The organism is Acuticoccus kandeliae (assembly GCF_003073115.1).
This window is the reverse complement of sequence record NZ_QBBV01000001.1, coordinates 375,690-401,330: the sequence shown is the minus strand read 5'-3', so window position 1 is coordinate 401,330 and position 25,641 is coordinate 375,690. Positions and strand designations below refer to the sequence as shown.

The following is a 25,641-nucleotide window of genomic DNA, read 5'->3' as shown; positions in this document are numbered from 1 at the left end:
GGGCGACATCGGATCGACGCGAGGCGACCCGGAGCCATGATGCCCATCCCCTTCTCGACCCGCGCCCAGCGGCGCACCCTCTCCTTCGGGCTCCAGACCGTGCTCGGCATTCGCCAGCGCGGCTATTTCATCCCGATGCGCAACGCGCCCGCCTCCGCCGACTGGTCGCGCCGCCCGTTCGACGCGCTGCGCCCGGCCTTCGCCGCGGCCGAGGGGGAGATGCGCGCGCACATCGCCCGCATCGACGCGCTCGCCGCCGACCTCGAATTGCTGAAGGGCCCGCCGCCGGAGCCGCGCTTCGACCAGTCCTGGTTCCCCCGCCTCGACGCGGCGGCACTCTACGCGATGGTCCGCCATATGCGCCCGCAGCGCATCGTGGAGGTGGGCTCGGGTCACTCCACCCGCTTCATCGCCCGCGCGATCCGCGATGGCGGGCTCGGGACGGACCTCACGGCGATCGACCCGCAGCCGCGCGCGGACCTTGCGGGGCTGCCGATCACGCTCCTGCGCAAGCCGGTGCAGGAGGCGGGGCTCGCCCCGTTCGCCGGGCTCGCGCCGGGGGACATCCTGCTCGTCGATTCCAGCCACGTCCTGATGCCGGGGACGGACGTCGACATGCTCCTCAACCACGTCGTCCCGGCGCTGCCGGCGGGCGTGGTCGTCGCCTTCCACGACATCTTCCTGCCGGGACCCTATCCGGACGCCTGGCCCTTCACCGCCTACAACGAGCAGAACGGGGTCGCCCCGCTGATCGGCGGGCGGGCGGACATCCTCTTCTCCAGCGCCTATGTGCTCGACGCGATGCGCGATGCGATGGCCGGGACGGTGCTCGACCGGCTTCCCCTCGTCGAGGGGGCGCGGGAGAGCGCGCTCTTCCTGCGCCTTCGCTGACGCCGCGCCGGCGCGCGGCTCCCCATGTGAGAAGGGCCCGCGGAGCGGGCCCTCAATCACTCATTTCGGCTGCGGGACGATCCGCAGATAAGGCTTCAGCTCCTTCCACCCGCCGGGGAAGCGCTCCTTCGCCTCTTCATTGCTGACGGCCGGGACGATGATGACGTCCTCGCCGTGCTTCCAGTTCACCGGCGTCGCGACCTTGTGCTGCGCGGTGAGCTGCAGCGAGTCGATCACGCGCAGGATCTCGTCGAAATTGCGCCCGGTGGAGGCCGGGTAGTTGAGGCTCATCTTGAGCGCCTTGTCCGGGCCGATCACGAACACGGAGCGCACCGTCATGGTGTCGCTGGCGTTCGGGTGGATCATCCCGTAGAGCGTCGCGACCTTGCGGTCATGGTCGGCGATGAGGGGGAAGTTGAGGGCGGTGCCCTGCGTCTCCTCGATGTCCTTCGCCCACTTGTCGTGGTCCACGAGCTTGTCGACCGACAGGCCCATCACGACGACGCCGCGCTTGGCGAACTCGTCCTTCAGCTTCGCGGTGTAGCCGAGCTCGGTCGTGCAGACGGGGGTGAAATTCTTCGGATGCGAGAACAGAACCGCCCACTTCCCATCGATGTAATCGTAGAACCGGATGGGGCCTTCGGACGTTTCGGCCTCGAAATCGGGGACCTTGTCGCCAATCTGCAGTGCCATGTTGCTCCTCCTTGTTGGGACCGGTCCATGGGCCCGGCCCTGAACCTGTCACATCGCCTTGTTGGTGCGCCGGTTCAAGGCGTAATCGAGATCGCCATCCCCGTCGCGGACCGCTTCGCACGCGGGCAAGGGGCTGATATGGCCGTCCCGCGAACGGGAGACGTGGAACCATGACAAACGACGTCAGCCGGGAGCGCGCCCGCCGCTGGTTCGGACGCCCCCTCGACTCGCTTCACCCGGTGGAGCGGCGCGTCATCGAATATGCCGGCAAGCCGATGGCGCCCGACGCCAACGCCCGCGTCGACGCCGCCACCTCGTTCGGCGACCGCGTGGCCGACAGGATCGCCGAGATCGGCGGCTCCTGGGTCTTCATCCTCGGCTTTCTGGGCTTTCTGGTCCTTTGGGCGATCGTCAATGTCGTCGTCCTCGCGACGGACGCGTTCGACCCCTACCCGTTCATCTTCCTCAACCTGATCCTGTCGATGCTCGCGGCGATCCAGGCGCCGATCATCATGATGTCGCAGAACCGGGCGGCCGATCGCGACCGCATCGAGGCGAACCACGACTACGAGGTGAACCTCAAGGCCGAGGTGGAGATCATCGCGCTCCACGAGAAGATCGACGCGCTGAAGCACGCCGAGGTGGCCGAGCTGTCGGGCGCGATGAATTCGATCATCGAGCGCCTCGACCGGATCGAGTCCCGCCTCGCGGACCGCACCTGAGACACGGCCCGCGGTGCGGCAGGTCTATTCCGTCGCGTAGGTCTCGAGCGGCGGGAGGTCGGAGACGAGGCCCGCCTCGACCATGAAGTCGGCGAATGCGGCGTAGGCGTCGGTGTCGAGCGGGCGGCTCTCGGCGGTGAAGAGCGGCAGCGTGTCGACGAAGGCCTGCTGGTTCAGCGCGTCGTCGATGTCGGGCTGCGCCTCGAAGAAGACCTTCGCCGCCTCCTCCGGGTTCGCCTGCATCCAGGCCGTCGTCTCGTCGAGCGCGTCGAGGAAGCGGGCGACCGCCGGATCGTCGGTCCGGTCGTTCTTCGTGATGAAGATCAGCTCCTCATAGGAAGGAACGCCGTGCTCCTCGGGGAGGAAGGCGACGCCCTCGGCCCCTTCGAGGTGGATCTGCGTGAGCTCGAAATTGCGGAACGCGCCGATGACGGCGTCGACGCGGCCGGACAGGAGCGCCGGCGAGAGCGCGAAGTTGACGTTGATGAGCGTGACGTCGTCGAGCCCGAGGCCGACGCTTTCGAGCATCTTGCCGAGGAGCGCGTCCTCGAAGCCGCCGACCGAGTAGCCGACGGTCTTGCCTTCGAGGTCGGCGAGGGTCTCGACGCCGCGATCCTTGAGGACGACGAGGCTGTTCAGCGGCGTCGCGACCAGCGTGCCGACGCGCGTGACCGGCAGCCCTTCGGCGGCCTGCTGGTAGAGGCTCGGCTGGTAGGTGATGGCGATGTCGCCTTCGCCTGCGGCGACGAGGCGGGGCGGCGCGGACGGGTCGGCCGGCGCGACGATCTCGACATCGAGATCACGCGCCGCAAAGGCGCCGCGGGCCTCCGCCACGATCAGCGGGGCGTGGTCCGGATTGATGAACCAGTCGAGGAGGACGGTGAGCCGGTCTTGCGCCGAGGCGCCCGAAAGGGTCGCGCCGAGGAGCGCGAGCGTGAGAAGGCCGGTGCGTAGCATCGAGGAATCCCATGTATTTTTCGCCCATGCTAGGGGCGGGGGCCGGGCGCGCAAGGCGAAAGGGCCCCGCGAGCTGACCGCTCGCGCATAGGTGTCCTGCATTCGTCAAAGCGAGGGCTGCCAGCGCACGAGCCGGTCGGCGATCCGGTCCACCACGGCGCGCAGGACGAGGGCGAGCGCGGCGAGGAGGAAGAGCGCGGCGAAGAGCGTGTCGGTCTGAAGCCGCGCGTTGGCGTGGAGCATGATGAAGCCGAGCCCGGCCGACGCCCCCACCCACTCGCCGACCACTGCGCCGATAGGCGCGACCGTCGCGGCCACCTTGAGACCCGCGACGAGGCCGGGAAGGCCGCCCGGCGCGCGGATGATCCAGAGGATCTGCGTGCGGCTCGCCCCGTTCAGCGTGGCGAGGTCGATGAGCTGGCGGTCCACCCGCGCCATCGCCTCCGCGTAGGCGGTCGCGATCGGGAAATAGATGATGAGCGCCGCCATCGTGATCTTGGAGACGAGGCCGTAGCCGAGCCAGACGACGAGGAGCGGCGCGATCGCGAAGACGGGGAGCGTCTGCGTCACGACCACGGCGGGGAGGACGAGGCGGCGCACGAGCGGCGTCGCCGCGATCGCGAGCGCCGTCCCCACCCCGGCGACGAGCCCGACGAGGAGGCCGAGCACGATCTCGCTCGCGGTGATCGCGGCATGGTGGAGGAGATAGGACCAGCGCGTCAGGAAGACGCGGCCGACATCGAGCGGTCCGGGGAAGACATAGGATGGAGGCGAGAGGATCTCGGTCGCCGCCCACCACAGGACGAGGACGAGCGCGACGCCCGAGACGGCGCGCGCCAGCCGGCCGAGCCGCCTTTTCATGGCCGCGGGTCCATGCGCGATCCGCGGCGGGCCGGGGCCGGGGCCGAAGCCCTCTCACCACATGAAAACGCACGCGGCGTACCGCGTGCGACAATCATCGACTTCATGGGACGGGCCGGGCGTGACGCGTGGCGTCGACCGGGCCTAGCCGGGACTCCACGCCTGGATCGCGGCGTTGACGGACTTGTACCCGTCACTGCCCTTGCGCAGGGTCAGGATCGCGCGACGGCCGGACTCGTAGAGGATCGGGATGTCGATCCAGTCGCGGTCCCGCAGGAGGCGCAAGTTCTGCGCGCGGTCGTTCGCATCCTCCGACAGGGCGATCCAGAAGAGGCCGGAGGAGACCCGCGCGGCGGCGCCGCGCAGCGCGTCGCCGCGCGCCTGCTCCGATTCCTTCATGATGAGGCCAGGGACGTTCTTCACGCCGCCGCCCTCGAAGCTCGCCGGCACGTCGAACGAGATCTCGATCAGGTGGCTCGCCGGGAGCTGGCCGTCGCGGTTCTCGCGGATCGTGATGGTCGCCGTCATGCCGCGATCGGGCACTTCGGCCGTGGCGCGCACGACCGGCTCGGGCTCGCCGCCGCCGACCGACTGGCGCACCATCGACCATTCCACCGCACCCGGCACCGCAGAGCCCTGCTCGCCGGCCTGGGCGGCTTCCTCGTAGAGGACCGCCTGCTGGCTGCCGCCGGGGGAGATGTCGCCGATCGGCGCCTCGGAGCGGACCTGCTGGTCCTCGGCGGTCGCCTCGGCCTCGTCGGAGGTGGCGTCCACCGCGGCGAGCTGCTGCTCGGCCGGGGTCTCGGCGCCTTCGGTCGTGAACGGGCTCACGTCCTCGCCGACGGTGCGCGACGGGGCAGCCTGCCCTGAATCGGGCGCGGCCTCGGCGACGGCGTCGCCGCCATCGAGCATCTCCTCGCCCTCGGCAACATTCTCGTCACGCGGCGGCCAGGGGGTGGTCGTGACGGTCCGCGTGTCCTCGCCCTCGAGCGTGGAGGGCAGGCGGTCGGAATTCTTGGAGACGGCGGGGCCGGCCGATGCGATCGGCGCGCGGGTGGTCCCGGCGGTCTGGCCGCCCTGCCCCTCGAACGAATCGATCACCGCCATCAGCTTCTCGCGCTGCGTGAAGGCGGCGTAGGACGCACCGACGAGGAGGGCGAGCACGACGACCGGCAGGACGAGGCGGGAGACGAACGAACGCCCCGACTTCTCGCGCGCCGGATTCTCGGCCGCCGCGACCTCGGACCGGCGGGCGGCCTTGCCGCCGCGATCGCGGCCACGGGGGCTGCGGCTGGAGCGCGCGGCGCGCCGTTCGGCACGGAGCGCCCGCTCCTCTTCCTTCTCGCGACGACGACGGTCGCGGCGGCTCTCGGCCGGCTGCTCCTCGTCCTCGTCCTCGTATTCCTCGTCCTCGTAGGAGTCGGCGTATTCGCGCTCGTCCTCGTAGGCGACGTCCTCGGCCTCTTCCTCGATGGCGGGCTCGGGACGGCGGCGGCTGCGCGCGTTGCCGAGGACCATGTCATGGTCGTCCTCGACCTCGGCCTCGAACATCATCGAGTCGGGCTCGGGCTCCTCCTCGACGGGGGCCGGGACGATGTGCTGCTGCGGCACGGGGAGAAGGCGGGAATCGTCTCCGGTCTCCTGGCCGAGCGTCGCCTGGGAGACGGCGCTCTGCAGGAGTTCGGCCTGCTGTTCGCGATTGCGCTGGGCCTCGGCGCGACGACGCGCCTCACGCTCGGCTTCGGTCTCGCGCGGGCCGCTGGCGGCGCCGGCGGTCCCGGCGCGGGGCGGCAGCGCGGCGCCCTGGACGGCGCGGCGCGTGCGGATCTGCCGCGCGATTTCGTTCTCGATCTTGCGGATCGCGTCTTCGAGTGCGAGCCGTTGCGCCGTCACGTCCGCCGAGGGGAGCGGCGGATCGAAACTCTGCAACTGCTTCAACAGCGCCTTGCGCGCCTTGTCGTACACGGCCCGTCGCTGCGGCCCGCTTCCGTCGGGCAACGAGGATACCGCCCGCTGCAGCACGGAATAAAAGTCGGTCATTTCGACCACACGCCCTTCCTGCCCATCGGCATCGAATTAAACGCGAAAAGGGTCGTCAACAAGTATTGTATCGATTCGCTCAGGACTCGTCGACAACATGGCCACCGGCGCGCCCACCAACTCTTCCACATGACGGACATATTTGACAGCCTCGGCAGGCAGTTGACCCCATGTCCTGGCGCCCCGCGTGGAGCGCTTCCAGCCCTCGACAGTCTCATAGACCGGCTCGACCCGCATCTGGCTCGCACCGTCCGCGGGAAGTCGATCCAGCGTCTTTCCGTCAAGCTTGTAGGCGACGCAGATCTTCAGCTCATCGAACCCGTCGAGGACATCGAGCTTGGTCAGTGCGAGGCCGTCAATGCCGCCGGCTTCGACCGCTTGGCGGACCATCACCGCGTCGAACCAACCGCAGCGACGCTTGCGGCCGGTGACGGTGCCGAACTCGGCGCCCCGCTCACCCATCCGTTCGCCGATCGCGTTGGCCTGCTCGGTTGGAAACGGTCCGTTGCCCACTCGGGTCGTATACGCCTTGGTTATCCCGAGTATCCGCCCGAGGGAAGAGGGCCCGACGCCGCTTCCTGCCGCAGCCTGCCCGCCGACAGTATTCGACGAAGTGACATACGGATATGTCCCGTGGTCGATGTCGAGCATCGTGCCCTGGGCGCCCTCGAAGAGGATGTTGCGCCCCTCGCGCCGCGCCTCGCGCAGGAGGCGGTAGGGCGCGTCGGCATAGGCGAGGATCGGCCGCGCGGCATCCAGCTCCTCGGTAATCGCCGCGGCGGTGATCGGCTCGGCGCCGAACCCGACGCGCAGCGCGTTGTGGTGCGCGAGGAGCCGCTCGATGCGCTGCGCCAGCGAGGCCTCGTCCAGAAGGTCGGCGAGGCGGATCGCGCGGCGGCCCACCTTGTCCTCGTAGGCCGGGCCGATGCCGCGCCCGGTCGTGCCGATCGCGCCGGCCCCGCTCGCCGCCTCGCGGAGCTGGTCGAGCTCGCGATGGGGGGAGAGGATCAGCGGCACGGTCTCGGCCACCTTCAGGCTCTGCGGAGAGATTTCGACGCCCTTGGCGCGAATCGCCTCGATCTCGCTGAGAAGGGCCTTCGGGTCGAGCACGACGCCGTTGCCGATCACGGAGAGCTTCCCGGGCCGCACCACGCCGGACGGCAGCAAGCTCAGCTTATAGGTCACCCCGTCGATCACCAGCGTATGGCCGGCATTGTGGCCGCCCTGGAAGCGCACGATCACCTCGGCGCGCTCCGACAACCAATCGACGATCTTTCCCTTGCCCTCGTCTCCCCACTGGGAGCCGACCACCACAACGCTGCCCATCAGCCTCGACTTTGCTTCTAGAACTTCCCGCGACCCTCTGGTCGTGGGCTTCCTGCCGTGTCACAGACCGGCAAGCGGCGGTTCTCGCCCGAAACGGGCCACGCGAGCAAGCAATTCCACGTCCTGCCCACCGCGGACCTCCATGCACGAAATGTGATGCCATGAGAAACAGCCCCGATGCCCATGCGGGCCGCGGCCTCCTCGCGATGATCGACAACCAGCCCTACGTGCTCCTGACGCTCACCATGCTCCTCTGGTCGGGCAACCTCATCGTCGGGCGCGCGGTGGTCGATCACATCCCGCCGGTGGCGCTCGCGCAGATCCGCTGGGCGCTCGCCTTCGTGCTGATCCTGCCGCTCGCCCGGCGTCATCTGCGGACCGATTGGGCCGAGATACGTGCCCATTGGCCGATGCTCTTCCTCTTCGGCATCCTCGGGATCGGGGCCTACAACACGCTCCTCTATATCGGCGTCCACCACACGACGGCGGTGAACGCGGCGGTGCTGTCCTCCACCTTCCCGGTCATGATCGCGGCGGCGGGCTTCGTCCTGTTCCGCGACCGGCTGACCCTCGCGCAGGCGTTCGGCATCCTCATCTCGTGCCTCGGCGCGCTCGTCGTCCTGTCGAAGGGCGACCTCGCGGCGCTGCGCAATTTCCACTTCGCGGTCGGCGATCTGTGGATCCTCACCGCTCAGGTCGCCTATGCGGCCTACACCGTGCTCCTCAGGAAGCGTCCGGCGATCCATCCGGTCTCCCTCCTCACGGTGACGATCTTCTTCGGGACGATCGCGCTTATCCCCTTCGCGCTGCTCGAGGCGGCCGGCGGCGCACACGTGCCGTTCGACCTCACGATGGTCGGGGCGGCGCTCTATGTCGCGATCTTCCCCTCGCTGATCGCCTTCTTCTGCTTCAATCGCGGGGTCGCGCTGGTGGGCTCCAACCGCGCGAGCCCGTTCTTCCACCTCGTGCCGGTGTTCGGCTCGCTGATGGCGGTCTTCTTTCTCGGCGAGAGCATCGGCGCCCATCACGCCATCGGCTGGCTCCTGATCCTCACGGGGATCGCTGCGGCGCAGCTCGGCAAGCGGGTCGGGGCGACCGCGCGGGCGTCCTGATAGTGGGAGAATGTGGCGCGCCCCGTCGAACCCGACGGAGCGCGCATCGTCTCAGCGCGTGAACGCGTCGCGCCAGCCGAGCCCTTCTTCCACCGTCGTGCGCGGGTTGTACTCGCACCCGAACGGCCCGTCATAACCCGCCTTCACGAAGGCCGGCAGGAGGAAGCCGTAGTTCAGCTCGCCATCATCGGGTTCGGCGCGGGTGAGGCCCCCGGCGATCTGGATGTGGCCGATGAGGTCCTTGTTCGCCTCGTAGCGGGCGAGGATGTCACCGCCCGTGCGCTGCATGTGGTAGCAGTCGTACATGATCTTGGCGTTCGGCCGGTCGGTCTTCTCGATGACCTCGACCCCCTTCTCCAGCGACGGCACGAAGTAGCCGGCGAAGGCCTGCGGGCAGAGCGGCTCCACGAGCATGGTGATCTCGGGCGCCTCGTCACAGGCCTCGCGGAGGCGCGCGACGAGGAGGTCCATCCCCGCCGGATCCTCGGTGCGGCCGGACATGACGTGGACCGCCTTGGCGCCGATCGCGCGCGCGACGGCGATCGCGGTTGCGATGTCCTCCTTCGCCTGCGCCTCCATGCCGGGGATCGCAGCGCAGCCATTGGTCGGCCCCATGCGCGCGTTGATGCCGACGACCGGCATCCCGTTGATCGCGTCCTTCAGCGCCTCGACGTCCTCACTCTGCGCGTGATCGTGGAACTCGAGGTGGGTGAAGCCGGCCGCGCGGGCCGCCTTGATCCGCTCCAGGAAGGGGCGATCCTTCCAGAGAAATCCGAGATTTGCAGAAAACAGCATCGTCACCGCCCCATTACCTTCTTGGCCTTCTCGAAAAAGTCCGGCGCACCGAAATTGCCGGATTTCAGCGCGAGCACGAGATCGCCCGCGCGCACCGCCGGGACGCCCGGATCGATCTTCGGACCGATCTCCAGCGCGTCGAGGTCGAGCGCGGTGACGACGGCGCCCGACGTCTCGCCGCCCGCCACGATGAGCCGCTCCACCCCGTTCGCGACGAGGCCCTTGGCGACCTCGCCGAAGAGGTTCTCCAGCGCGTGGGCGACCTTGGCGCCGCCATATTTGGTCTGCGCCGCCGCGACGGCCGCCGGATCGTCGGAGGAGTAGATGAGCGGGAGCCCGTCCTGCGCCATCGCCCAGTCGACGAGCGAACCGACGGAGAGCGAGCCGTCCATCACGGCGTCGGTGTCGATCTTCTTTTGCGGACCGGCGGCGGCGTGGGCCGCGACCTGCGCGCGCGTCGCCTTCGAGCAGGAGCCGGAGAGCGCGACGGCGCGACCGCCCGCCCCCGCCCAGGCCCCGCTCGTCGCGCCGATGAGGCCGGTGCGGCGGTAGAGGGCCGGCAGGCCGAGCGCGATGCCAGAGCCGCCGACGAGGAGCGGGAAGCCGTCCGCCGCGTCCGCGATGATCTCCAGATCACCGTCATCGATCGCGTCGACGATCGCGAGCTGGCGCCCGCCATCGCGCTCGGCGAGGAGCGCGGCGCGGCACGCCTCGGCGCCGCCGCGCACTTTCGGGAGTGGCACGTGGCCGACGGGCGTCTTCGTCTGCAGCGCGAGCCAGCGGCGGATGTCGGGATCCGTCATCGGGTTGATCGGGTGATTCTCGAGACCCGATTCGGACAGGAGCGTGTCGTTGACGAAGAGGTGGCCCAAGTAGAGCGTGCGCCCCGTCGCGGGGAACACCGGGCACACCACCACCGGCTCCTTGGTGCCGAGCCGTTCGATCAGCGCCTCGGCCACCGGGCCGATATTGCCCTCGGGCGTGGAATCGAAGGTGGAGCAGATCTTGAAGAGGAACTGCTTGCAGCCGGCCGCGATCAGCCATTCGAGCGCTTCCAGCGACTGGCGGACCGCGTCCTCGACCGGGATCGAGCGCGACTTCAGCGCGACCACCCCCGCCTCGACCGACGGGTCGGCCGGCCCGTCCGGGACGCCGACATACTGGACCGTGCGCATCCCGCCATCGGCGAGCATCAGGCCGAGGTCAGACGAGCCGGTGAAATCATCTCCAATCGCGCCGAGGATCATGCCTTGCTCCCGGGAAGATCGATGCCGGCATTGCGGGCGTAGACCTTGGCGACGGCCGCGTCGTCCTCACGGCCGAGGCCGGAGCCGGAGGCGGCGAGAAATTGCTGGAGCGCCGCGCCCGCGATCGGGGCGGAGAAGCGCGCGGTGCGCGCGATGTCGCCGACGAGGCCGAGGTCCTTGACGAAGATGTCCACCGCGGAGTGTGGCGTGTAGTCCCCCTCGACGATGTGGGGGCCGCGATTTTGCAGCATCCAACTGTTCCCTGCGCATTCGTTGATCACCGAGACGATCTGCCCCGGCTCCAGCCCCTGCGACATCCCGAAGGTGATCGCCTCGGCCGCGGCGGCGATATGGACGCCGGCGAGGAGCTGGTTCACGGCCTTCATGGCCGACCCGATCCCGGCGGCGTCGCCGAGATTGAAGACGTTGACGGCGACCGCCGACAGCACCCCCTCGGCCCGGCGGAACGCCTCTTCCGTGCCCGACGCCAGCACCGACAGTTCGCCCTTCGCTGCGCGCACGCTGCCGCCGGAGATCGGCGCATCGAGATAGCGGTCGGCGCCCACGCGCTCGGCCATCTCGCGCGCGAAGGCGGGCGGCACGGTCGCGCAGCTCACCACAACGGCGTCCGCCTTGAGGTTCGCGGCGATGCCCTCGGGGCCGTAGCGGCCGGCGCCGAAGAGGACCCCCTCGGTCTGCGCCGCGTTCACGACGACGAGGACGACGACATCGGCATCGGCGATGGCGGCGGGATCGGCGGCCTCGCCGCTCTCGGCCGCGAAGGCCGCCTCACGGTCCGCATCGACGTCGAACCCGTGAACGGCGAATCCCGCCTTCACCAGCGTCCGCGCCATGCCGCCCCCCATCGAGCCGAGCCCGATAAGAGCCACACGTTTCTTTGTCATTGTTGGTCCTCCTCGCGGGGCAACTTAAGCCTCCTCTCGCGCGGAGGCGACCCGGATGGTTGCGTTCCCAAGCCTTTGCCTCTCGATCCGTCCGCCCGTCTATGGCAGATGCTCGTTCGGGACAGAGGAATGCGCATGGGAAAGATCGCCATCGTCGGCGCCGGCTATGTGGCCGATTCCTACATGCGATCCACCGGCCTCTTCCCGGATCACCGATTCGTCGGCGCGTGGGACGAGAATCCGGAGCGCCTCGCCCGCTTCTGCGCGCACTGGCGCGTGCCGGCCGCGCGCGGGCTCGACGACCTCTTCGCCGGCGCCAAGCGGCCCGACCTCCTCCTCAACCTGACGCCCCCGTCGGTCCATGCAGCCATCAACCGCGCCGCGCTGGAGGCGGGTGTGCCGGTCTATTGCGAGAAGCCGCTCGCGACGACGCTCGCCGACGCACGCGACCTCATGGACCTCTCGGCCGCGCGGGGCGTGCCGATCGCGAGCGCCCCCTCCACCATTCTCGGCGAGGCGGCGCAGACGATGTGGTCAGCCCTCAGGCGCCGGATGATCGGCCGGCCCCAGCTCATCTACGCCGACCTCGACGACGGCTATCTCGCCCAGGCACCCCATGAGGGGTGGGTGTCGGAGAGCGGGGCGCGGTGGAATGCCGCAGGCGCGTTCGCGACCGGCGCCGTCCTCGACTATGCCGGCTACCACCTCACCTGGCTGATGGCGATGTTCGGCCCCGTGCGCACGCTCACCGGCAGCACCGCCACCATCGGCGGCGGCGCGGAGGACGGGCCGAATTTCGCGAGTGCCGTCCTCACCTTCGACCATGGTGTCGTCGCCCGCCTCACCTGCTCCACGCTCGGCCGGCGCGACCACCGCCTCAGGATCATTGGAGAGCGCGGCACGCTCGTGGTCGACGATGTGTGGGACGATGGCGCGTCGGTGCGGATCGAGCGGCGGCGCACGGTGCGCGGCCGCCTCGTGGAGGGGCTGGTGCGCGAGCCGGTGCGGATCGCCCGCCCGCCCTATGCGCGCCCCTTCGCGCGCCGTCGCCTGCCGCTCAACCGGATGCTCGGGCCGGACGAGATGCTCGCCGCCATCGCGGCGGGCCGCGCGCCGCGCCTCGCGGGAGACTTCGCGCTCCACCTCACCGAGGTGATGCTCGCGATGCACAATGCGCGGTCGGAAGCGGCGGTCGCGATCCAGTCGACCTTCGAGCCCATGGCGCCGATGGCGTGGGCCAAACCCTCCAGGCGGGAGAGCACGGTGGAACCCATCAAGCTTGGCATCCTCGGCACCGGACCGTCCGCAATCGCCCTCGCCGACGCCGTCCGGCACGAACGGCGCCTCGCGATCGTCGCCGTCGGCGCGGCGGAGAAAGACGCCGCCGACGCCTTCGCGGGCGAGCTCGGGGTCGAGCACGCGTTCGGCGGCGTCGACGCGCTCGTCGCCGGCGAGGTCGACGCGGTCTATATCGCCCTCCCCCTTGCCGAACGCGCCGCGGCGGCGATCGCGGCGCTGAAGGCCGGCAAGCCGGTGCTGTGCGAGGCCCCGCTCGGCGCCTCGCCCGCGGAGGTCGAGGCGGTGATCGCAGCGGCGCAGGCGGCGCGGGTCCTCCTCGTCGAGGCGCTGCCGGTGAAGTTGCTGCCCGCCATCGGACGCGCGCTCGACCTCGCGAATTCAGGCACGCTCGGCACCCCGACCCAGCTCTCGCTGGAGGTCGGCGAGCCGCTGCCGCGCGAGGCGCGGCCGGACCTCTTCGCCGCGCCCGGCATCGTCGCCACCCTCTCCGATCCGCTGGCGCTTGCGCTGGCCCTCTTCGGCGAGGTCGCCGAGATCGACGCCGTCGCGACGCGGCAGGACGGGGTGCCCGTCCACGCGAGCCTCATCCTGCGCCATTCGCGCGGCGGGATCAGCCAGATCGCGGCCTCGCTCGTCGGCATGATGTCGAACGCGGCGCGGATCGCCTGCACGGAGGGCGCGGTGCGGATCGAGGAGCCGATCGGCGCGGCCGAGACGCTCGGCGTGCGGCGTCTTGCCTCGCCCCCTCCGGCCGCCGACGCCGAGAGCCACGCCGCCCCCGTGCCGGGCGCGGCGACGCGGGCGCAGATCGCGGCGCGGCTGAAGCGGAGCGGCGTCGCGCGGCGCGTCGGCCGCGCCGTCACGCCCCCGCGCATGGAGACGGTGAGCTACGGCGCCAGCGCCTTTTCGCCCCTTCTGGAGCACTTCGCGCGCCTCGTCGCGGAGCGCGCCACGGAGAGCCCCATCGCCCCGCTCGCCCTCTCGGCCGGTCTCGCCGGGCTGCGCGCGCGCATCGCGACCGCGCTTGCGGCGGATGCCGAGACTGCTGACAGCGCTGATCTTGCGGGCTAAATCTTCAATCTACCGCCCGTCGGCTGAATTGGAGCTTCTTCATGACGACCCTCCTGCGCCAACCGCTTTTCCTTGCGGTGTCGGTGATCGCGATCATCGCGATCGCGGCCGCCGCCACGTTCTACTTCCAAGGCGCGCGTGAAGTCGCGGAACTTGAAGCCGAGCTCGCGACGGCGACCCAGTCGCGCACGTCGCTCCAGTCCGAATACGACACGCTCGTGGAGACCTCGGGCGAGCTCGACACGATCCAGGGCTCCATCACCGAGTCCCAGACGCGCCTTGCCGAACTCGAGACCGCGGCGACCGAGGCGGCCACCGCGGAAGAGGAAGCCCGTGCCCGCATCGAATCGATGCAGTCCGAGGCGTCCACCCTGTCCGACCGCGTCCAATCGCTCTCCAGCGAGTTCACGGCCGCCCAGGAACAGCACGCGAGCGCCACGTCGAGCCTCGAGGAGGTGCAGACCTCGCTGCAGAACAGCCAGGCCCAGGCCGAGGAGGCGCGCCAGTCGCTCGCCTCGATCCGCGAGGAGGTCGAAGGGCTGACCGGCACGCGCAGCGAGCTGTCCGACCAGATCAACGCGCTCACCGAGCAGAACGACCAGATGTCGAAGGACCTCGAAGCGACGGAAGCGACCCTCGCCTCCGCACGCGAGGATATCGCTTCGGCCGAGAGTCGGCAGACGGCCCTCAACGACGAGATCACCGCGCTGAACGCCACGCGCGACGAGCTCCAGGCCGCGCTGGAGGCGGCCGAGACGCAGCAGGGCGAATTGCAGCGCCGCGAGCTCCTCCTTCAGGAGACGGTGCGCGGGCTCGACCAGTCGCGCGAGCAGCTCTCCGACGAGGTGTCGACCCTCCAGCTCCAGAACGGCGCGCTCCAGGAGGAGATCGAGGCTCACCGCAGCGACAGCGAGGCGGCGAAGGGCCAGCTCTCCGCGCTGCAGGAAGAGGTCAGCGTGCTGCGCAAGACGCGCTCGACGCTCTCCAACGCGGTCAACACGCTGGAACAGCGCAACCAGGTGCTTGAGACGACCGTCGAGCAGATCGAGACCATGAAGGACGAGCTCGAAGGCTCGATCGAGACGCTGCGCGAGCACCTCGAAGCCTCGAAGGCCGCGATGGCCCCGCTGATCGATTCTCCCGAGGCCACCGAGGGGACGGACGCGGCCCCGGCTGCGGCGCCCGCCACGGACGCCCCCGCGACCGAAGCGCCGGCGACAGAGACCCCGGCGACCGGCGACACCACCGGCCTCCTCCCCTTCTCGCCCGGCAGCGGCGAGGGTGAGGTCGTCTATGCCAATGAGCAGGTGTCGCTCCGCCTCGATGCGAGCGAGCACTTCTCGTTGGAGGTCGCGGGCGGCGCGACGATCGAGGGCGATTTCAGCTACGGCGACGACCTTCTGCGCCTCGCCAATGTCGACGGGCCGACCGCCAACACCTTCCCGATGACCTGCCGCGTGATGCTCGAAGGCGAGATCCTCACCTTCGGCCAGCACCAGGGCTCCTGCATGGAGCTGAGCGGCGTCTCCCTCGCCCGCCAGTAAGGGCGCGGCCCCGCAGCGGGGCATCGGCGGAACGAAAAAGGGCCCGGCGGATCACCGCCGGGCCCTTTTCTGTTTGAGCGGCCGGTTCGCCGGCCGGACGATCAGAAGCTGAGCGCCTTCGCCTGCGTCACCAGCGGCAGCGCCTCGACCTTGGCGAGGATGGCGGGATCGGGCGCGCCGTCGACCTCGATCAGGCAGATCGCCTCGCCGCCGGCCTCTTTGCGGCCGAGCGTGAAGTTCGCGATGTTCACCCCGGCCTCGCCGAGCGTCGTGCCGATATTGCCGATGAAGCCCGGCTTGTCCTGGTTCGTCACGTACAGCATGTGCGAGGCGAAGTCGGCGTCGAGGTTGATCCCCTTCACCTGGATGATGCGCGGCTTGCCATCGGAGAAGACGGTGCCGGCGACCGAGCGCTCCTGCCGCTCGGTGATCACGGTGAGGCGGATATAGTTCTCGTACGCCCCCTGCTGCTCGCGGCGCACCTCCTCGACGGCGATGCCCCGGTCGCGCGCGATGGTCGGCGCGGAGACCATGTTCACGTCCTGGAGGAGCGGGCGCATCAGGCCCGTCACGGCCGCCGCCGTCAGCGCCTTGAGGTTCAGCGAGGCGACCGTGCCCTCATACTCGATGCGCAGCCCCTTGATGCCGGTCTCGGTGAGCTGGCCGGCGAACGAGCCGAGCCGCTCGGCGAGCGTCACGAACGGGGTGAGGATCGGGGCCTCTTCGGCGGTGATCGACGGCATGTTGAGCGCGTTCGAGACCGCGCCGCGCAGGAGATAGTCCGCCATCTGCTCGGCGACCTGGAGCGCCACATTCTCCTGCGCCTCGGTCGTCGCCGCGCCGAGGTGCGGCGTGCAGACGAGGTTCGGCGCGCCGAAGAGGACGTTCTCGGTCGCGGGCTCGGTCGAGAACACGTCGATCCCCGCGCCGCCGAGCTTGCCCGAATCGAGCGCGGCCCGGAGCGCCGTCTCGTCGACGAGGCCGCCGCGCGCGCAGTTGATGAGGATCGCGCCCTCCTTCATGGAGGCGATCGCCTCAGCCGACACGATATTCTTCGTGCGCTCGGTGAGCGGGGTGTGGAGGGTGATGAGGTCGGCGCGGCGGAAGAGCTCGTCGAGTTCCACCTTCTCGACGCCGATCTCCTGCGCCCGCTCGGACGTGAGGAACGGGTCGAACGCGATGACGCGCAGGCGCAGACCGATGGCGCGCGAGGCGACGATGGAGCCGATATTGCCGCAGCCGATCACGCCGAGCGTCTTGCCGGTGAGCTCGCGGCCCATGAAGCGGTTCTTCTCCCACTTCCCGGCCTGGGTGGAGGCGTCGGCCGCCGCGATCTGGCGCGACACGGCGAACATCATGGCGACCGCGTGCTCGGCGGTGGTGATCGAGTTGCCGAACGGCGTGTTCATCACGATCACGCCGGCGCGGGAAGCGGCGGGCACGTCGACATTGTCGACGCCGATGCCGGCGCGGCCGATGACCTTGAGGTTCTTCGCGGCCTCGAGGACCTTCTCGGTCACCTTCGTGGCGGAGCGGATCGCGAGCCCGTCGACCTCGGCGATCGCCGCGAGGAGGGCGTCCTTGTCCTTGCCGAGATCGGGCTCGTAGATCGTGGTGATGCCGCGATCCTTGAAGATGTCGACGGCGGTGGGGGACAGCTTGTCCGAAATGAGAACGGTGGGCATGGGCGTGCTCTGACAGGCGAGACGGCCCGAGGCCGTCCGCCGAAGAGAATTTCAGGAAAGGGTGCGGTGCGTCAGGCGGCGGCGGCCTGGGGCTTCGCCGTCGCGGCGAACGCCCAGTCGAGCCACTCGGTGAGCGCGGCGACGTCGTCCGCTTCCACCGTGCCGCCGGTCCAGATCCGCAGACCCGGAGGCGCATCGCGGTACGCGCCGATATCGAAGGCGACGCCTTCCGCCTCGAGCTTGGAGACCATCGCCTTGGCGAAGGCCGCCTGCTCGTCGGCCGAGGCGTTCGCGACCGCCGGGTCCACGATCTTGAGGCAGACCGAGGTGTTGGAGCGCGTCGCCGGATCGACCGCGAGGAAGTCGACCCACGGCGTCTTCGCCACCCAGTCCGCGATCACGCCGAGATTGCGGTCGGAGCGCGCCGCGAGCGTCTCAGGCAGGCTCTCGGCCCACTTCAGCGCGTCGAGGCAGTCCTCCACCGCCAGCATGGACGGGGTGTTGATCGTCTCGCCCTTGAAGATGCCTTCGTTGAGCTTGCCGCCCTTCGTCATGCGGAAGAGCTTCGGCATCGGCCAGGCGGGGGTGTAGGTCTCGAGCCGCTCGACCGCGCGGGGGCTGAGGATCAGGATCCCGTGCGCCGCCTCGCCGCCGAGCACCTTCTGCCAGGAGAAGGTGACGACATCGAGCTTGTCGAACGGCAGGTCCTGCGCGAACGCCGCGGAGGTGGCGTCGCAGATCGTGAGGCCCTCGCGGTCGGCGGGGATGAAGTCGCCGTTCGGGACGCGCACGCCGGAGGTGGTGCCGTTCCAGGTGAAGACGACGTCGTTGCTGAAGTCGACCTTGGCGAGGTCCGGCACGTGGCCGTAGTCGGCCTTGATGATCGTAGCGTCGAGCTTCAGCTGCTTGACGGCGTCCGTCACCCAGCCTTCGCCGAAGGATTCCCAGGCGAGCAGCGTGACGGGGCGTGCGCCGAGGAGCGACCACATCGCCATCTCGACGGCGCCGGTGTCGGACGCGGGCACGATGCCGATGCGATAGTCAGCCGGCGCGCCGAGAAGGGCGCGCGTGCGGTCGATGACTTCGCCGAGCTTGGCCTTGCCGATCTTGGAGCGGTGGGAGCGGCCGAGCGAGGCATCCTCGAGCCCGGCGAGGGTCCAACCCGGGCGCTTGGCGCAGGGTCCGGACGAGAAGTGGGGATTGCCCGGCCGGCGGCCAGGCATCGCAAGATTCGCCATGTAGCTATCCTCTCAGATAGGCGCCCCTCGTTGGGGAGGGGTGTCCCACTCGCGGACATACGCCTTCCCCTAAATCTCGGCAAGGGGCCTCTCGCAACATTTGCGAATCCGGGCCGCTGAGCGCGCGAAACGCCAGCGCACGCGCGGCGATGGGGCGTGAACTATTGAGGCGGGACGGGGTGGATCACCGGGCCGCGGCGGCCCATGCGGTCGGCGGTGAGCCAGTCGGGCCAGTGGCCGAGGCGTTCGATCGAGTAGAGGAGCGCGGCGGCGACGAGAACGACGATGGCGACGAGGATGAAGCGGCGCGAAGGCGGCCGCCGCAACCAGATCGCCATGCGAACCAGGAGCCCTTCCATCAAGCGCGCTCAACCTCCTCCGGTGCCGGAACGCCTTGCATTCTACACAACGGCGGCGGCCCCGCCAGCGGGGCCCGCGGGCTGCAGATCAGCCGTGCGCGCTGACCACGGAGGCGAGCTCGTCGACGAGCGTGTGGATGAGGCCGGCATCGTCGCCTTCCGCCATGATGCGGATCAGCGGCTCGGTGCCGGAGGGGCGCACCACGATGCGGCCGGACTTGCCGAGCCGCTCCTTCGCCGCGTCGATCGCGCCGGCGACGACGTCGCTCTCGAGCGGCTTGCCGCCGTTGAAGCGGACATTCTTCAGGATCTGCGGCACCGGCTCGAAGAGGTGGCAGATCTCCGAGACGCGCTTGCCGGAGGAGACCACCACGGCGAGGATCTCGAGCGCGGCGAGGAGGCCGTCTCCGGTCGTCGTGTAGTCGGACAGGATGATGTGGCCGGACTGCTCGCCGCCGATATTGAAGTCACCGGCCCGCATCCGCTCCGAGACGTAGCGGTCGCCCACCTTGGTGCGCTCCAGGCCGACGCCGATCGATTCCAGATAGCGCTGGAGGCCGAGATTGGACATCACGGTCGCGACCACCATCGCCTTGCGCAGGCGGCCCGTCTGGAGCCAGGACGAGGCGATGACGGCGAGGAGCTGGTCGCCGTCGACCGCCTTCCCCTTCTCGTCGATGATGATCACGCGGTCGGCGTCACCATCGAGGGCGATGCCGATATCGGCGCGGACCTCCAGCACCTTCGCGCGCACGGCGTCGAGCGAAGTGGAGCCGCAATCGAGGTTGATGTTCGTGCCGTTCGGGCCGACGCCGAGCGTCACCACCTCGGCGCCGAGCTCCCACAGCGCCTCGGGGGCGACGCGGTAAGCCGCCCCGTTCGCGCAATCGACCACGACGCGCAACCCTTCGAGGCTGTGCTGGCGCGGGAAGGTGCGCTTCACGAACTCGATATAGCGGTCGCGCACGCCGTCGATGCGGGTGGCGCGGCCGATATCGCCGTCCCGCGCGAGGCGGCGGGACATGTCGCCGTCGATCAGCGCCTCGATCTTCATCTCAACGTCGTCCGACAGCTTGTAGCCGTCGGGGCCGAAGATCTTGATGCCGTTGTCGAAATAGGCGTTGTGCGAGGCGGAGATCATCACCCCGATATCGCAGCGGAGCGAGCGGGTGAGCATCGCGACCGCGGGCGTCGGCATCGGGCCGAGGAGGAGGACGTCGGCGCCGACTGAGGTGAAGCCCGCGACGAGCGCGTTCTCCAGCATGTAGCCCGACAGGCGCGTGTCCTTGCCGATGACGATCCGCTGCGCGGCGTCGTGCTCGGCAAGCACGATCCCGGTCGCCATCCCGACGCGCATCGCGACCTCGGGCGTCATGACGCCATCGTTGGCGCGGCCCCGAATCCCGTCGGTTCCGAAGTAGCTGCGTGACATCGACTCACACTCCCGCACACATCGGCCGAACTAAGCGATCGCGCCAATGTGAAGTCAACCGCGGCGTGCGCGGATGCAGCCCCGCGGGCGCGCCGCGCGGCGTGCCGCTGTCACCGATGCCACACTCGCGCGCCGCCGGCCGGGGTCAGAAGAGGAAGTCGCTCGCGTCGAGATCCTGCGGGGCGGTCCGCACGATGAGGACGCTCGCATTGCCGAACTCGATCAGGGTGTGGTCGCCCTGGCGCGACATCGCGAGGTCACCGAAATCGTCGGCATCGGTCTTGCGCAGGTCGAGCACGTCGCCGTTCTTGAAGCCGCGCACCACGTCGTCGCCCGAGCGGTTGTTGAAGACGAAGCGGTCCGGCCCGCCGCCGCCCGTCATGGTGTCGTCGCCACCGCCGCCGATGAGAAGGTCCGCGCCCGGGCCGCCATTCATCTTGTCGTCGCCGCCCATGCCGCGCAGCGAGTCGTCGCCGCCGAGCGCCTTCACGACATCGTCGCCCTTCCCCGCCTTGATGTTGTCATCGAAGCGGGTGGTGACGATCTTGTCCTTGCCGTTGGTGCCCTTGATCTGCGGGACGCCCGGATCGGTGTCCCAGCCGAACCACACGTGCGCGACGCCGTCCTTCATGCCGACGCCGATCGCCATCCAGGGCGTCGTCCAGGGGCCGCCATTGGTGATGACGTCGTTGTGGGGGGCGGAGTTCTGCCAGTTCGTGAGCGCGCTCTGCGGCGTCACGTCGTAGAGGTTGATCGCGTTGCCGAGATAGCCGGTCGAGATCTCGAAGCCCGACCCCGTGTAGGGCGTGCCGAGGCGCTGCGGCGCGTCCCACATGTTCGGATAGGTGGAGGAGTCGGCGCTGTCATAGGGCGCGTCGCTCCAATTGTGGCCGACATAGCCCTTGGAATTCTCGACCGTGTCGAGGACGTGGCGGCCGGCGACGAGGGTGAGGCTCTTCGACAGCGGAATGTCGGGCAGGCCGAGGCTCGCCCGGTAGTCCATCATCAGCTTGTAGAGTTCGAGCTCGTCGAGGGACAGGTGATCGTCGGGAGAGGGAGAGTAGATGTCGACCATTCACGTCTTCCAGAAGCAGTCCGCGGAAACTCTTCCTCTGATCTAGGACGTTTGACTCGCCGGATGCAACAATCCAACGACACGTTTTGTGAATTTCAGCCAACAATCAAAGGCTCAGCGCAACATACGCGAAATTTCACGCGGAGCCTCGGCAACAAAAAACCGCCCGGGGGAAACCCGGGCGGTTCGATGTCTCGCGCGGTCGCGAAGCGTCAGAAGGGCTGCGGCTCCAGCCCGCCGCCGCTCGGCGGGCGCGGCTTCGAGGCGCCCGTCGTCGGCACGGTGGAGGCGCGCGGGGTCATATCGTCGTCGGTCGTCTCACGCACCGGCGATTTGCCCTTGAGGAGATCGCGGATCTCGTCACCCGTCAGCGTCTCGTATTCGAGGAGACCCTTCGCGATCGTGTGCAGATCGTCGAGGTTGGTCTTCACGATCGCCATGGCGGTCTCGTACCCGTCATTGACGAAGCGCTTCACCTCGCGGTCGACGAGCTCCATCGTCGATTCCGAGACGTTCTGGCTGCGCGCCACCGAATGGCCGAGGAAGACCTCTTCCTCGTTCTCGCCATAGAGCAGCGGACCGAGCTCGTCGGACATGCCGAACTGGGTCGCCATCGCGCGGCTGAGCTTGGTCGCCATCTTGATGTCGGCCGAGGCGCCCGAGGTCACCTTCTCGTGGCCGAAGATCAGCTCCTCGGCGACGCGGCCGCCCATGGCCACCGCGAGGTCGGCCTTGCACTTGGCGCGGGTCAGCGAGATCTGGTCCCGCTCCGGCAGGCGCATGACCATGCCGAGCGCGCGGCCGCGCGGGATGATGGTCGCCTTGTGGATCGGGTCGGACGCCGGCATGTGCAGCGCGACGAGGGCGTGACCGGCCTCGTGATAGGCGGTCAGCTTCTTCTCGTCCTCGCTCATGACGAGGGTCCGCCGCTCGGCGCCCATCATCACCTTGTCCTTCGCGTCCTCGAACTCCTGGTGGGTGACGAGGCGCTTGTTGCGCCGCGCCGCCAGAAGCGCCGCCTCGTTGACGAGGTTGGCAAGATCCGCGCCGGCAAAGCCCGGCGTGCCGCGGGCGAGCACCTTGAGATTCACGTCCGGCGCCAGCGGCACCTTGCGCACGTGGACCTTCAGGATCTTCTCGCGGCCGATGAGGTCGGGGTTCGGCACGACGATCTGGCGGTCGAAACGGCCCGGACGCAGCAGCGCGGGGTCGAGAACGTCCGGCCGGTTGGTCGCGGCGATAAGGATGATGCCCTCGTTCGCCTCGAAGCCGTCCATCTCGACGAGGAGCTGGTTCAGCGTCTGCTCGCGCTCGTCATTGCCGCCGCCGAGGCCCGCGCCGCGGTGACGACCGACGGCGTCGATTTCGTCGATGAAGATGATGCACGGGGCGTTCTTCTTCGCCTGCTCGAACATGTCGCGCACGCGTGACGCACCCACGCCGACGAACATCTCCACGAAGTCCGAGCCCGAGATGGTGAAGAAGGGCACGTTCGCCTCGCCGGCGATGGCGCGGGCGAGAAGCGTCTTACCCGTGCCCGGAGGGCCGATGAGGAGCACGCCGCGCGGGATCTTGCCGCCGAGCTTCTGGAAGCGGGACGGATCCTTCAGGAAGTCGACGATCTCCTGCAGGTCTTCCTTCGCCTCGTCGACGCCGGCGACGTCCTCGAACATGACGCGGCCGTGCGCCTCGTTCAGCAGCTTCGCCTTGGACTTGCCGAAGCCCATCGCCTTGCCGGCGCCGCCGCCCTGCATCTGGCGCATCAGGAAGAGCCAGATGCCGAGGATGAGCAGCATCGGGAACCAGGTCGCAAGGATGCCCCAGAGCGAGATGCCGTCGTTCGGCGGCTCGGCCCGGATCGTGACGTTCTGGGTTTCGAGCGCGTCGAGATAGTTGGCGTCGTGCGGCGTGTAGGTCTGGAAGCGGCCGCCGGAATTGTACTGGCCGCTGACCTCACGATCCTGAATTGTGACGGCGCGCACGTTGCCGTTGCGCACTTCGGTCAGGAATTGCGAGTAGGAAATTTCGGACGTGTTCGCGCGCTGTCCCGGATTTTGGAACAGCTGGAACAAGGCGATCAGCAGCAATGCGATCACCACCCATAGCGCGAAATTTCGGAAATGATTGTTCATTCGCGGACCTTGCGTTGCGCTCTCCCGAGGCGCGTATGGCGGTCGTCGCCCCGCCGTTTCCTGTCCCAACATAGGGAGTAGCGGGGCTTGTGCCAACACTTCGCCCCATCCTTGGGGCATGACGCGAATCAGCGCATCCGCTGAAACGCGAACGCTCCTGCATCCCAGGATTTCAGCCGCGCGCCGAATGTCGGCGCGGCGACGAGGCGGCCCGCCTGGAAGATGCCGGGCGCGGTGGCGACAGCCGGGCGGAACGCATCGGTCGGAACCGCGCGCGCATTGGCCGTGCCGATTGCCGCGATGACGACATCGGGCGCCCCATTTCGTGACGAAAACGTGAAGCGTCCGTCGAACGTCACGCGGCCGCCCGAGCCGAGGGCGACCGGCGAAATGCCCCGATCCTCGCGCCACAACCGCACGATGTCCGCCTCGGAGAGAATGCGCGCGCGGCCGAGCGTGAGGCTTGCGCCGCCGGCACGTATCGCCGCATCGGCGCGACGCAGCGCCTCGAAGCGGGGCGTGTGGTCGAGGCCGCCGGTACGCTGGATGGCGTCTGCGAGGGCGCGCAGGCGCACCTCGGTTTCGGCCACGGCGAAGGCGGGGCGGTCGATGGCGAGCGCGCCCGCCTGGTCCATCCGCATCACGTCCGCGCAGAGACGGCGCGCCAGGGTGTCGACCACCTCGCTCGCGCGGGCAAGGTGGGAGGCCGATTCGGCAAGGCGCGTGGAGGTGAGGCCGAGCGCGGCGAGGCGGGGCATGATCGCGCGCATCGCGATCCGGTCGAAGCGCGGGTTCTCGTTCGAGGGATCCTCGCGCCAGCCATGGCCGCGCGCGAGGAGAAAGGCGCGCAATTCCTCGCGCGAGACGCCGAGGAGCGGGCGCAGGATCGTGGTCCCGCTGTGCCGCGCGACGGGGCGCATCGCCCCGAGCCCGCGCAGCCCGCTGCCCCGCGCGAGGCGCAGGAGCAGCGTCTCGGCCTGGTCGTCGCGCGTGTGGCCGGTGACGATGGCGGCGAGCCCCAGCCGGCGCGCGGCCTCGGCGAGGAGGCGGTAGCGCTCCGCCCGCGCCCAGGCCTGGAGCGAGCCTTTGGCCCCGCCTTCGATGGCGAGCGATTCGGTCGGGAGGTCGAGGCGCGCGCCGAGTTCGATCACTGCGGCGGCATCATCCGCCGATCCGGCGCGCAGGCGATGGTCGACGGTGAGGATGACGAGGCCGCGATCGCGGCAGGAATCGGCGAGGAGGATGGCGAGCGCCGTGGAGTCCCCTCCCCCCGAGACCGCGATCCCGAGCGGGCCGTCGACCGCGTCGAGCGTCGCGCGGTCGAGCGTGATCGCGGCCGGCAGCGAAGGCGCCGGCGCGATCGTCACGCGCAGTTGGCGGCGCGGCGCTCCCGTTCGGCCTCGGCGCGGAGCTGGCCGTCGACATTCGGGTAGGCGCCGAAGAATTCCGCGAGCGAGGAGCACGCGGCTTCCTTCTCGCCGAGCCCGTTGAGCGCGGTGCCGAGGCGCAGGAGGCTCGCGGGCGCCCGCGCCCCGTTGGGGTCGGACGTGTAGTTCTCGAGGAAGAGGTTCGCGGCGTTGCGATAGTCGCCCTGGGCGAGCATCGCCTCGCCGAGGAGGAAGCGCGCCTCGCCGGCGACCGGGCCGCTCGGATTGTCGGTCAGGACCTTGCGCGCCTCCTGCGCGGCCATCTGATAGCGGCCGGACTGCTGGAGGTCGCGCACCTGCTGCAACGCGTCGGTCGAGACCGGGCGCGGCGGCGCGCTCGCCGTCGAGACGGCGGGATTGCCCTGGTTGAGGGCGGAGAGGTCGACCGGGCCGCGGCCGAGATCGACGACGGCGCCGCCCCCGTTGCTCGCGGTGGACTGGCCGGGCGTCGTCGGCAGCGAGCCGAGCGAGCGCGGCGGCTCGCCGGGGCCGGGCGTCGCCTGGCTCCGGTCGCCGAGATTGGGGGTGCCGCCGGCGGCGATCGCCTGCTCGAGCCGGCGCACGGTGAAGGTCAGCTGCTCGACCTGGCCGGTGAGCATGCGGACCTGCGACTCCAGCTCCTGGAGGCGCATCTGCGTTTGGGCCTGCGATTCATCCTTCTCACCCTCACCGAAGATGCGGGGGATGAAGCGATTCTGCACCGACACGACCCCGGGGTCGGCGGCGAGCGGAAGGCGCGGCAGCGCGGCCGCCGGGAGGGCGAGCGCAGCGACGAGACATCCGACGACAGGGGCGGCGAGGCGCGAGCGCATCTCAGGTCTCCTGCGGCG

At 69.5% G+C, this 25,641-nt stretch carries 21 protein-coding genes; 5 read left to right on the top strand and 16 right to left on the bottom strand.

What is annotated here, in order from left to right; genetic code table 11:
* The first annotated feature begins 39 nt into the window (after positions 1–39).
* A complete protein-coding gene (locus DBV35_RS01835) occupies positions 40–891 on the top strand; it encodes a class I SAM-dependent methyltransferase (RefSeq protein ID WP_108660498.1) in 852 nt (283 codons plus the stop codon).
* A 60-nt stretch (positions 892–951) separates the two neighbouring features.
* On the opposite strand, the gene DBV35_RS01830 is transcribed toward DBV35_RS01835, so the two are convergent.
* Positions 952–1,584, bottom strand: coding sequence for a peroxiredoxin (locus DBV35_RS01830; RefSeq protein WP_108658549.1), 633 nt, complete (start codon positions 1,582–1,584; stop codon positions 952–954).
* Between the two features lie 170 nt (positions 1,585–1,754).
* On the opposite strand from DBV35_RS01830, the gene DBV35_RS01825 reads away from it, so the two are divergent.
* A complete protein-coding gene (locus tag DBV35_RS01825; RefSeq protein ID WP_108658548.1) occupies positions 1,755–2,306 on the top strand; it encodes a DUF1003 domain-containing protein in 552 nt (183 codons plus the stop codon).
* A gap of 24 nt (positions 2,307–2,330) precedes the next feature.
* Here the strand turns inward: DBV35_RS01825 and DBV35_RS01820 are convergent, their stop codons facing one another.
* From DBV35_RS01820 to DBV35_RS01805, 4 genes are all read right to left on the bottom strand, one after another.
* Positions 2,331–3,263: an ABC transporter substrate-binding protein gene (locus DBV35_RS01820; RefSeq protein WP_108658547.1), complete on the bottom strand. Its 933-nt coding sequence runs from the start codon at positions 3,261–3,263 to the stop codon at positions 2,331–2,333.
* Positions 3,264–3,368: 105 nt separating this feature from the next.
* Positions 3,369–4,124: an ABC transporter permease gene (locus DBV35_RS01815; protein ID WP_108658546.1), complete on the bottom strand. Its 756-nt coding sequence runs from the start codon at positions 4,122–4,124 to the stop codon at positions 3,369–3,371.
* A 144-nt stretch (positions 4,125–4,268) separates the two neighbouring features.
* A complete protein-coding gene (locus tag DBV35_RS01810; protein WP_108658545.1) occupies positions 4,269–6,089 on the bottom strand; it encodes a hypothetical protein in 1,821 nt (606 codons plus the stop codon).
* A 111-nt stretch (positions 6,090–6,200) separates the two neighbouring features.
* Entirely contained in the window at positions 6,201–7,490 is a 1,290-nt protein-coding gene (locus DBV35_RS01805; protein ID WP_108658544.1) for an adenylosuccinate synthase, read from the bottom strand.
* Between the two features lie 161 nt (positions 7,491–7,651).
* Here DBV35_RS01805 and DBV35_RS01800 point away from each other — a divergent pair, with 161 nt between their 5' ends.
* Positions 7,652–8,602 (top strand): DMT family transporter, encoded by a 951-nt coding sequence (locus DBV35_RS01800; protein WP_108658543.1) that lies wholly within the window; start codon positions 7,652–7,654, stop codon positions 8,600–8,602.
* Between the two features lie 51 nt (positions 8,603–8,653).
* Here DBV35_RS01800 and DBV35_RS01795 read toward each other — a convergent pair whose 3' ends face one another.
* Genes DBV35_RS01795 through ltnD form a run of 3 tightly spaced genes read right to left on the bottom strand, consistent with a single transcriptional unit; the run spans position 8,654 to position 11,549 of the window.
* Positions 8,654–9,397: a hydroxypyruvate isomerase family protein gene (locus DBV35_RS01795; protein ID WP_108658542.1), complete on the bottom strand. Its 744-nt coding sequence runs from the start codon at positions 9,395–9,397 to the stop codon at positions 8,654–8,656.
* A gap of 2 nt (positions 9,398–9,399) precedes the next feature.
* Complete coding sequence (gene otnK, locus DBV35_RS01790) at positions 9,400–10,644, bottom strand: 3-oxo-tetronate kinase (protein WP_108658541.1); 1,245 nt, start codon at positions 10,642–10,644, stop codon at positions 9,400–9,402.
* Positions 10,641–11,549 (bottom strand): L-threonate dehydrogenase, encoded by a 909-nt coding sequence (gene ltnD / locus DBV35_RS01785; protein WP_108658540.1) that lies wholly within the window; start codon positions 11,547–11,549, stop codon positions 10,641–10,643. The genes otnK and ltnD overlap by 4 nt, the downstream gene beginning before the upstream one ends.
* Before the next feature lie 135 nt (positions 11,550–11,684).
* Here ltnD and DBV35_RS01780 point away from each other — a divergent pair, with 135 nt between their 5' ends.
* Together DBV35_RS01780 and DBV35_RS30840 are read left to right on the top strand one after the other, a co-directional pair.
* Complete coding sequence (locus tag DBV35_RS01780; protein ID WP_205648424.1) at positions 11,685–13,919, top strand: Gfo/Idh/MocA family protein; 2,235 nt, start codon at positions 11,685–11,687, stop codon at positions 13,917–13,919.
* Positions 13,920–13,960: 41 nt separating this feature from the next.
* Entirely contained in the window at positions 13,961–15,463 is a 1,503-nt protein-coding gene (locus DBV35_RS30840) for a coiled-coil domain-containing protein (protein WP_108658538.1), read from the top strand.
* A 101-nt stretch (positions 15,464–15,564) separates the two neighbouring features.
* On the opposite strand, the gene serA is transcribed toward DBV35_RS30840, so the two are convergent.
* The 8 genes from serA to DBV35_RS01740 form a co-directional block, all read right to left on the bottom strand.
* Positions 15,565–17,148 (bottom strand): phosphoglycerate dehydrogenase, encoded by a 1,584-nt coding sequence (serA, locus tag DBV35_RS01770; RefSeq protein ID WP_108658537.1) that lies wholly within the window; start codon positions 17,146–17,148, stop codon positions 15,565–15,567.
* A 71-nt stretch (positions 17,149–17,219) separates the two neighbouring features.
* On the bottom strand, positions 17,220–18,386 hold the full coding sequence (locus DBV35_RS01765) for a phosphoserine transaminase (RefSeq protein WP_108658536.1): 1,167 nt from the start codon (positions 18,384–18,386) through the stop codon (positions 17,220–17,222).
* A gap of 161 nt (positions 18,387–18,547) precedes the next feature.
* A complete protein-coding gene (locus tag DBV35_RS30090) occupies positions 18,548–18,745 on the bottom strand; it encodes a hypothetical protein (RefSeq protein ID WP_157961533.1) in 198 nt (65 codons plus the stop codon).
* An 88-nt stretch (positions 18,746–18,833) separates the two neighbouring features.
* Positions 18,834–20,177: a phosphoglucosamine mutase gene (glmM, locus tag DBV35_RS01760; RefSeq protein WP_108658535.1), complete on the bottom strand. Its 1,344-nt coding sequence runs from the start codon at positions 20,175–20,177 to the stop codon at positions 18,834–18,836.
* 145 nt (positions 20,178–20,322) lie between these two features.
* The gene (locus DBV35_RS01755; RefSeq protein ID WP_108658534.1) at positions 20,323–21,252 is read right to left on the bottom strand and encodes a CAP domain-containing protein; all 930 of its coding nucleotides are present in this window, start codon (positions 21,250–21,252) and stop codon (positions 20,323–20,325) included.
* 212 nt (positions 21,253–21,464) lie between these two features.
* Positions 21,465–23,384 carry an ATP-dependent zinc metalloprotease FtsH gene (gene ftsH, locus DBV35_RS01750; RefSeq protein WP_108658533.1) on the bottom strand — a complete coding sequence of 640 codons (1,920 nt, stop codon included), beginning with the start codon at positions 23,382–23,384 and terminating at the stop codon, positions 21,465–21,467.
* 128 nt (positions 23,385–23,512) lie between these two features.
* Positions 23,513–24,751: a tRNA lysidine(34) synthetase TilS gene (gene tilS, locus DBV35_RS01745; RefSeq protein WP_157961532.1), complete on the bottom strand. Its 1,239-nt coding sequence runs from the start codon at positions 24,749–24,751 to the stop codon at positions 23,513–23,515.
* Complete coding sequence (locus DBV35_RS01740; protein WP_157961531.1) at positions 24,748–25,623, bottom strand: tetratricopeptide repeat protein; 876 nt, start codon at positions 25,621–25,623, stop codon at positions 24,748–24,750. The genes tilS and DBV35_RS01740 overlap by 4 nt, the downstream gene beginning before the upstream one ends.
* Between the last annotated feature and the right edge of the window lie 18 nt (positions 25,624–25,641).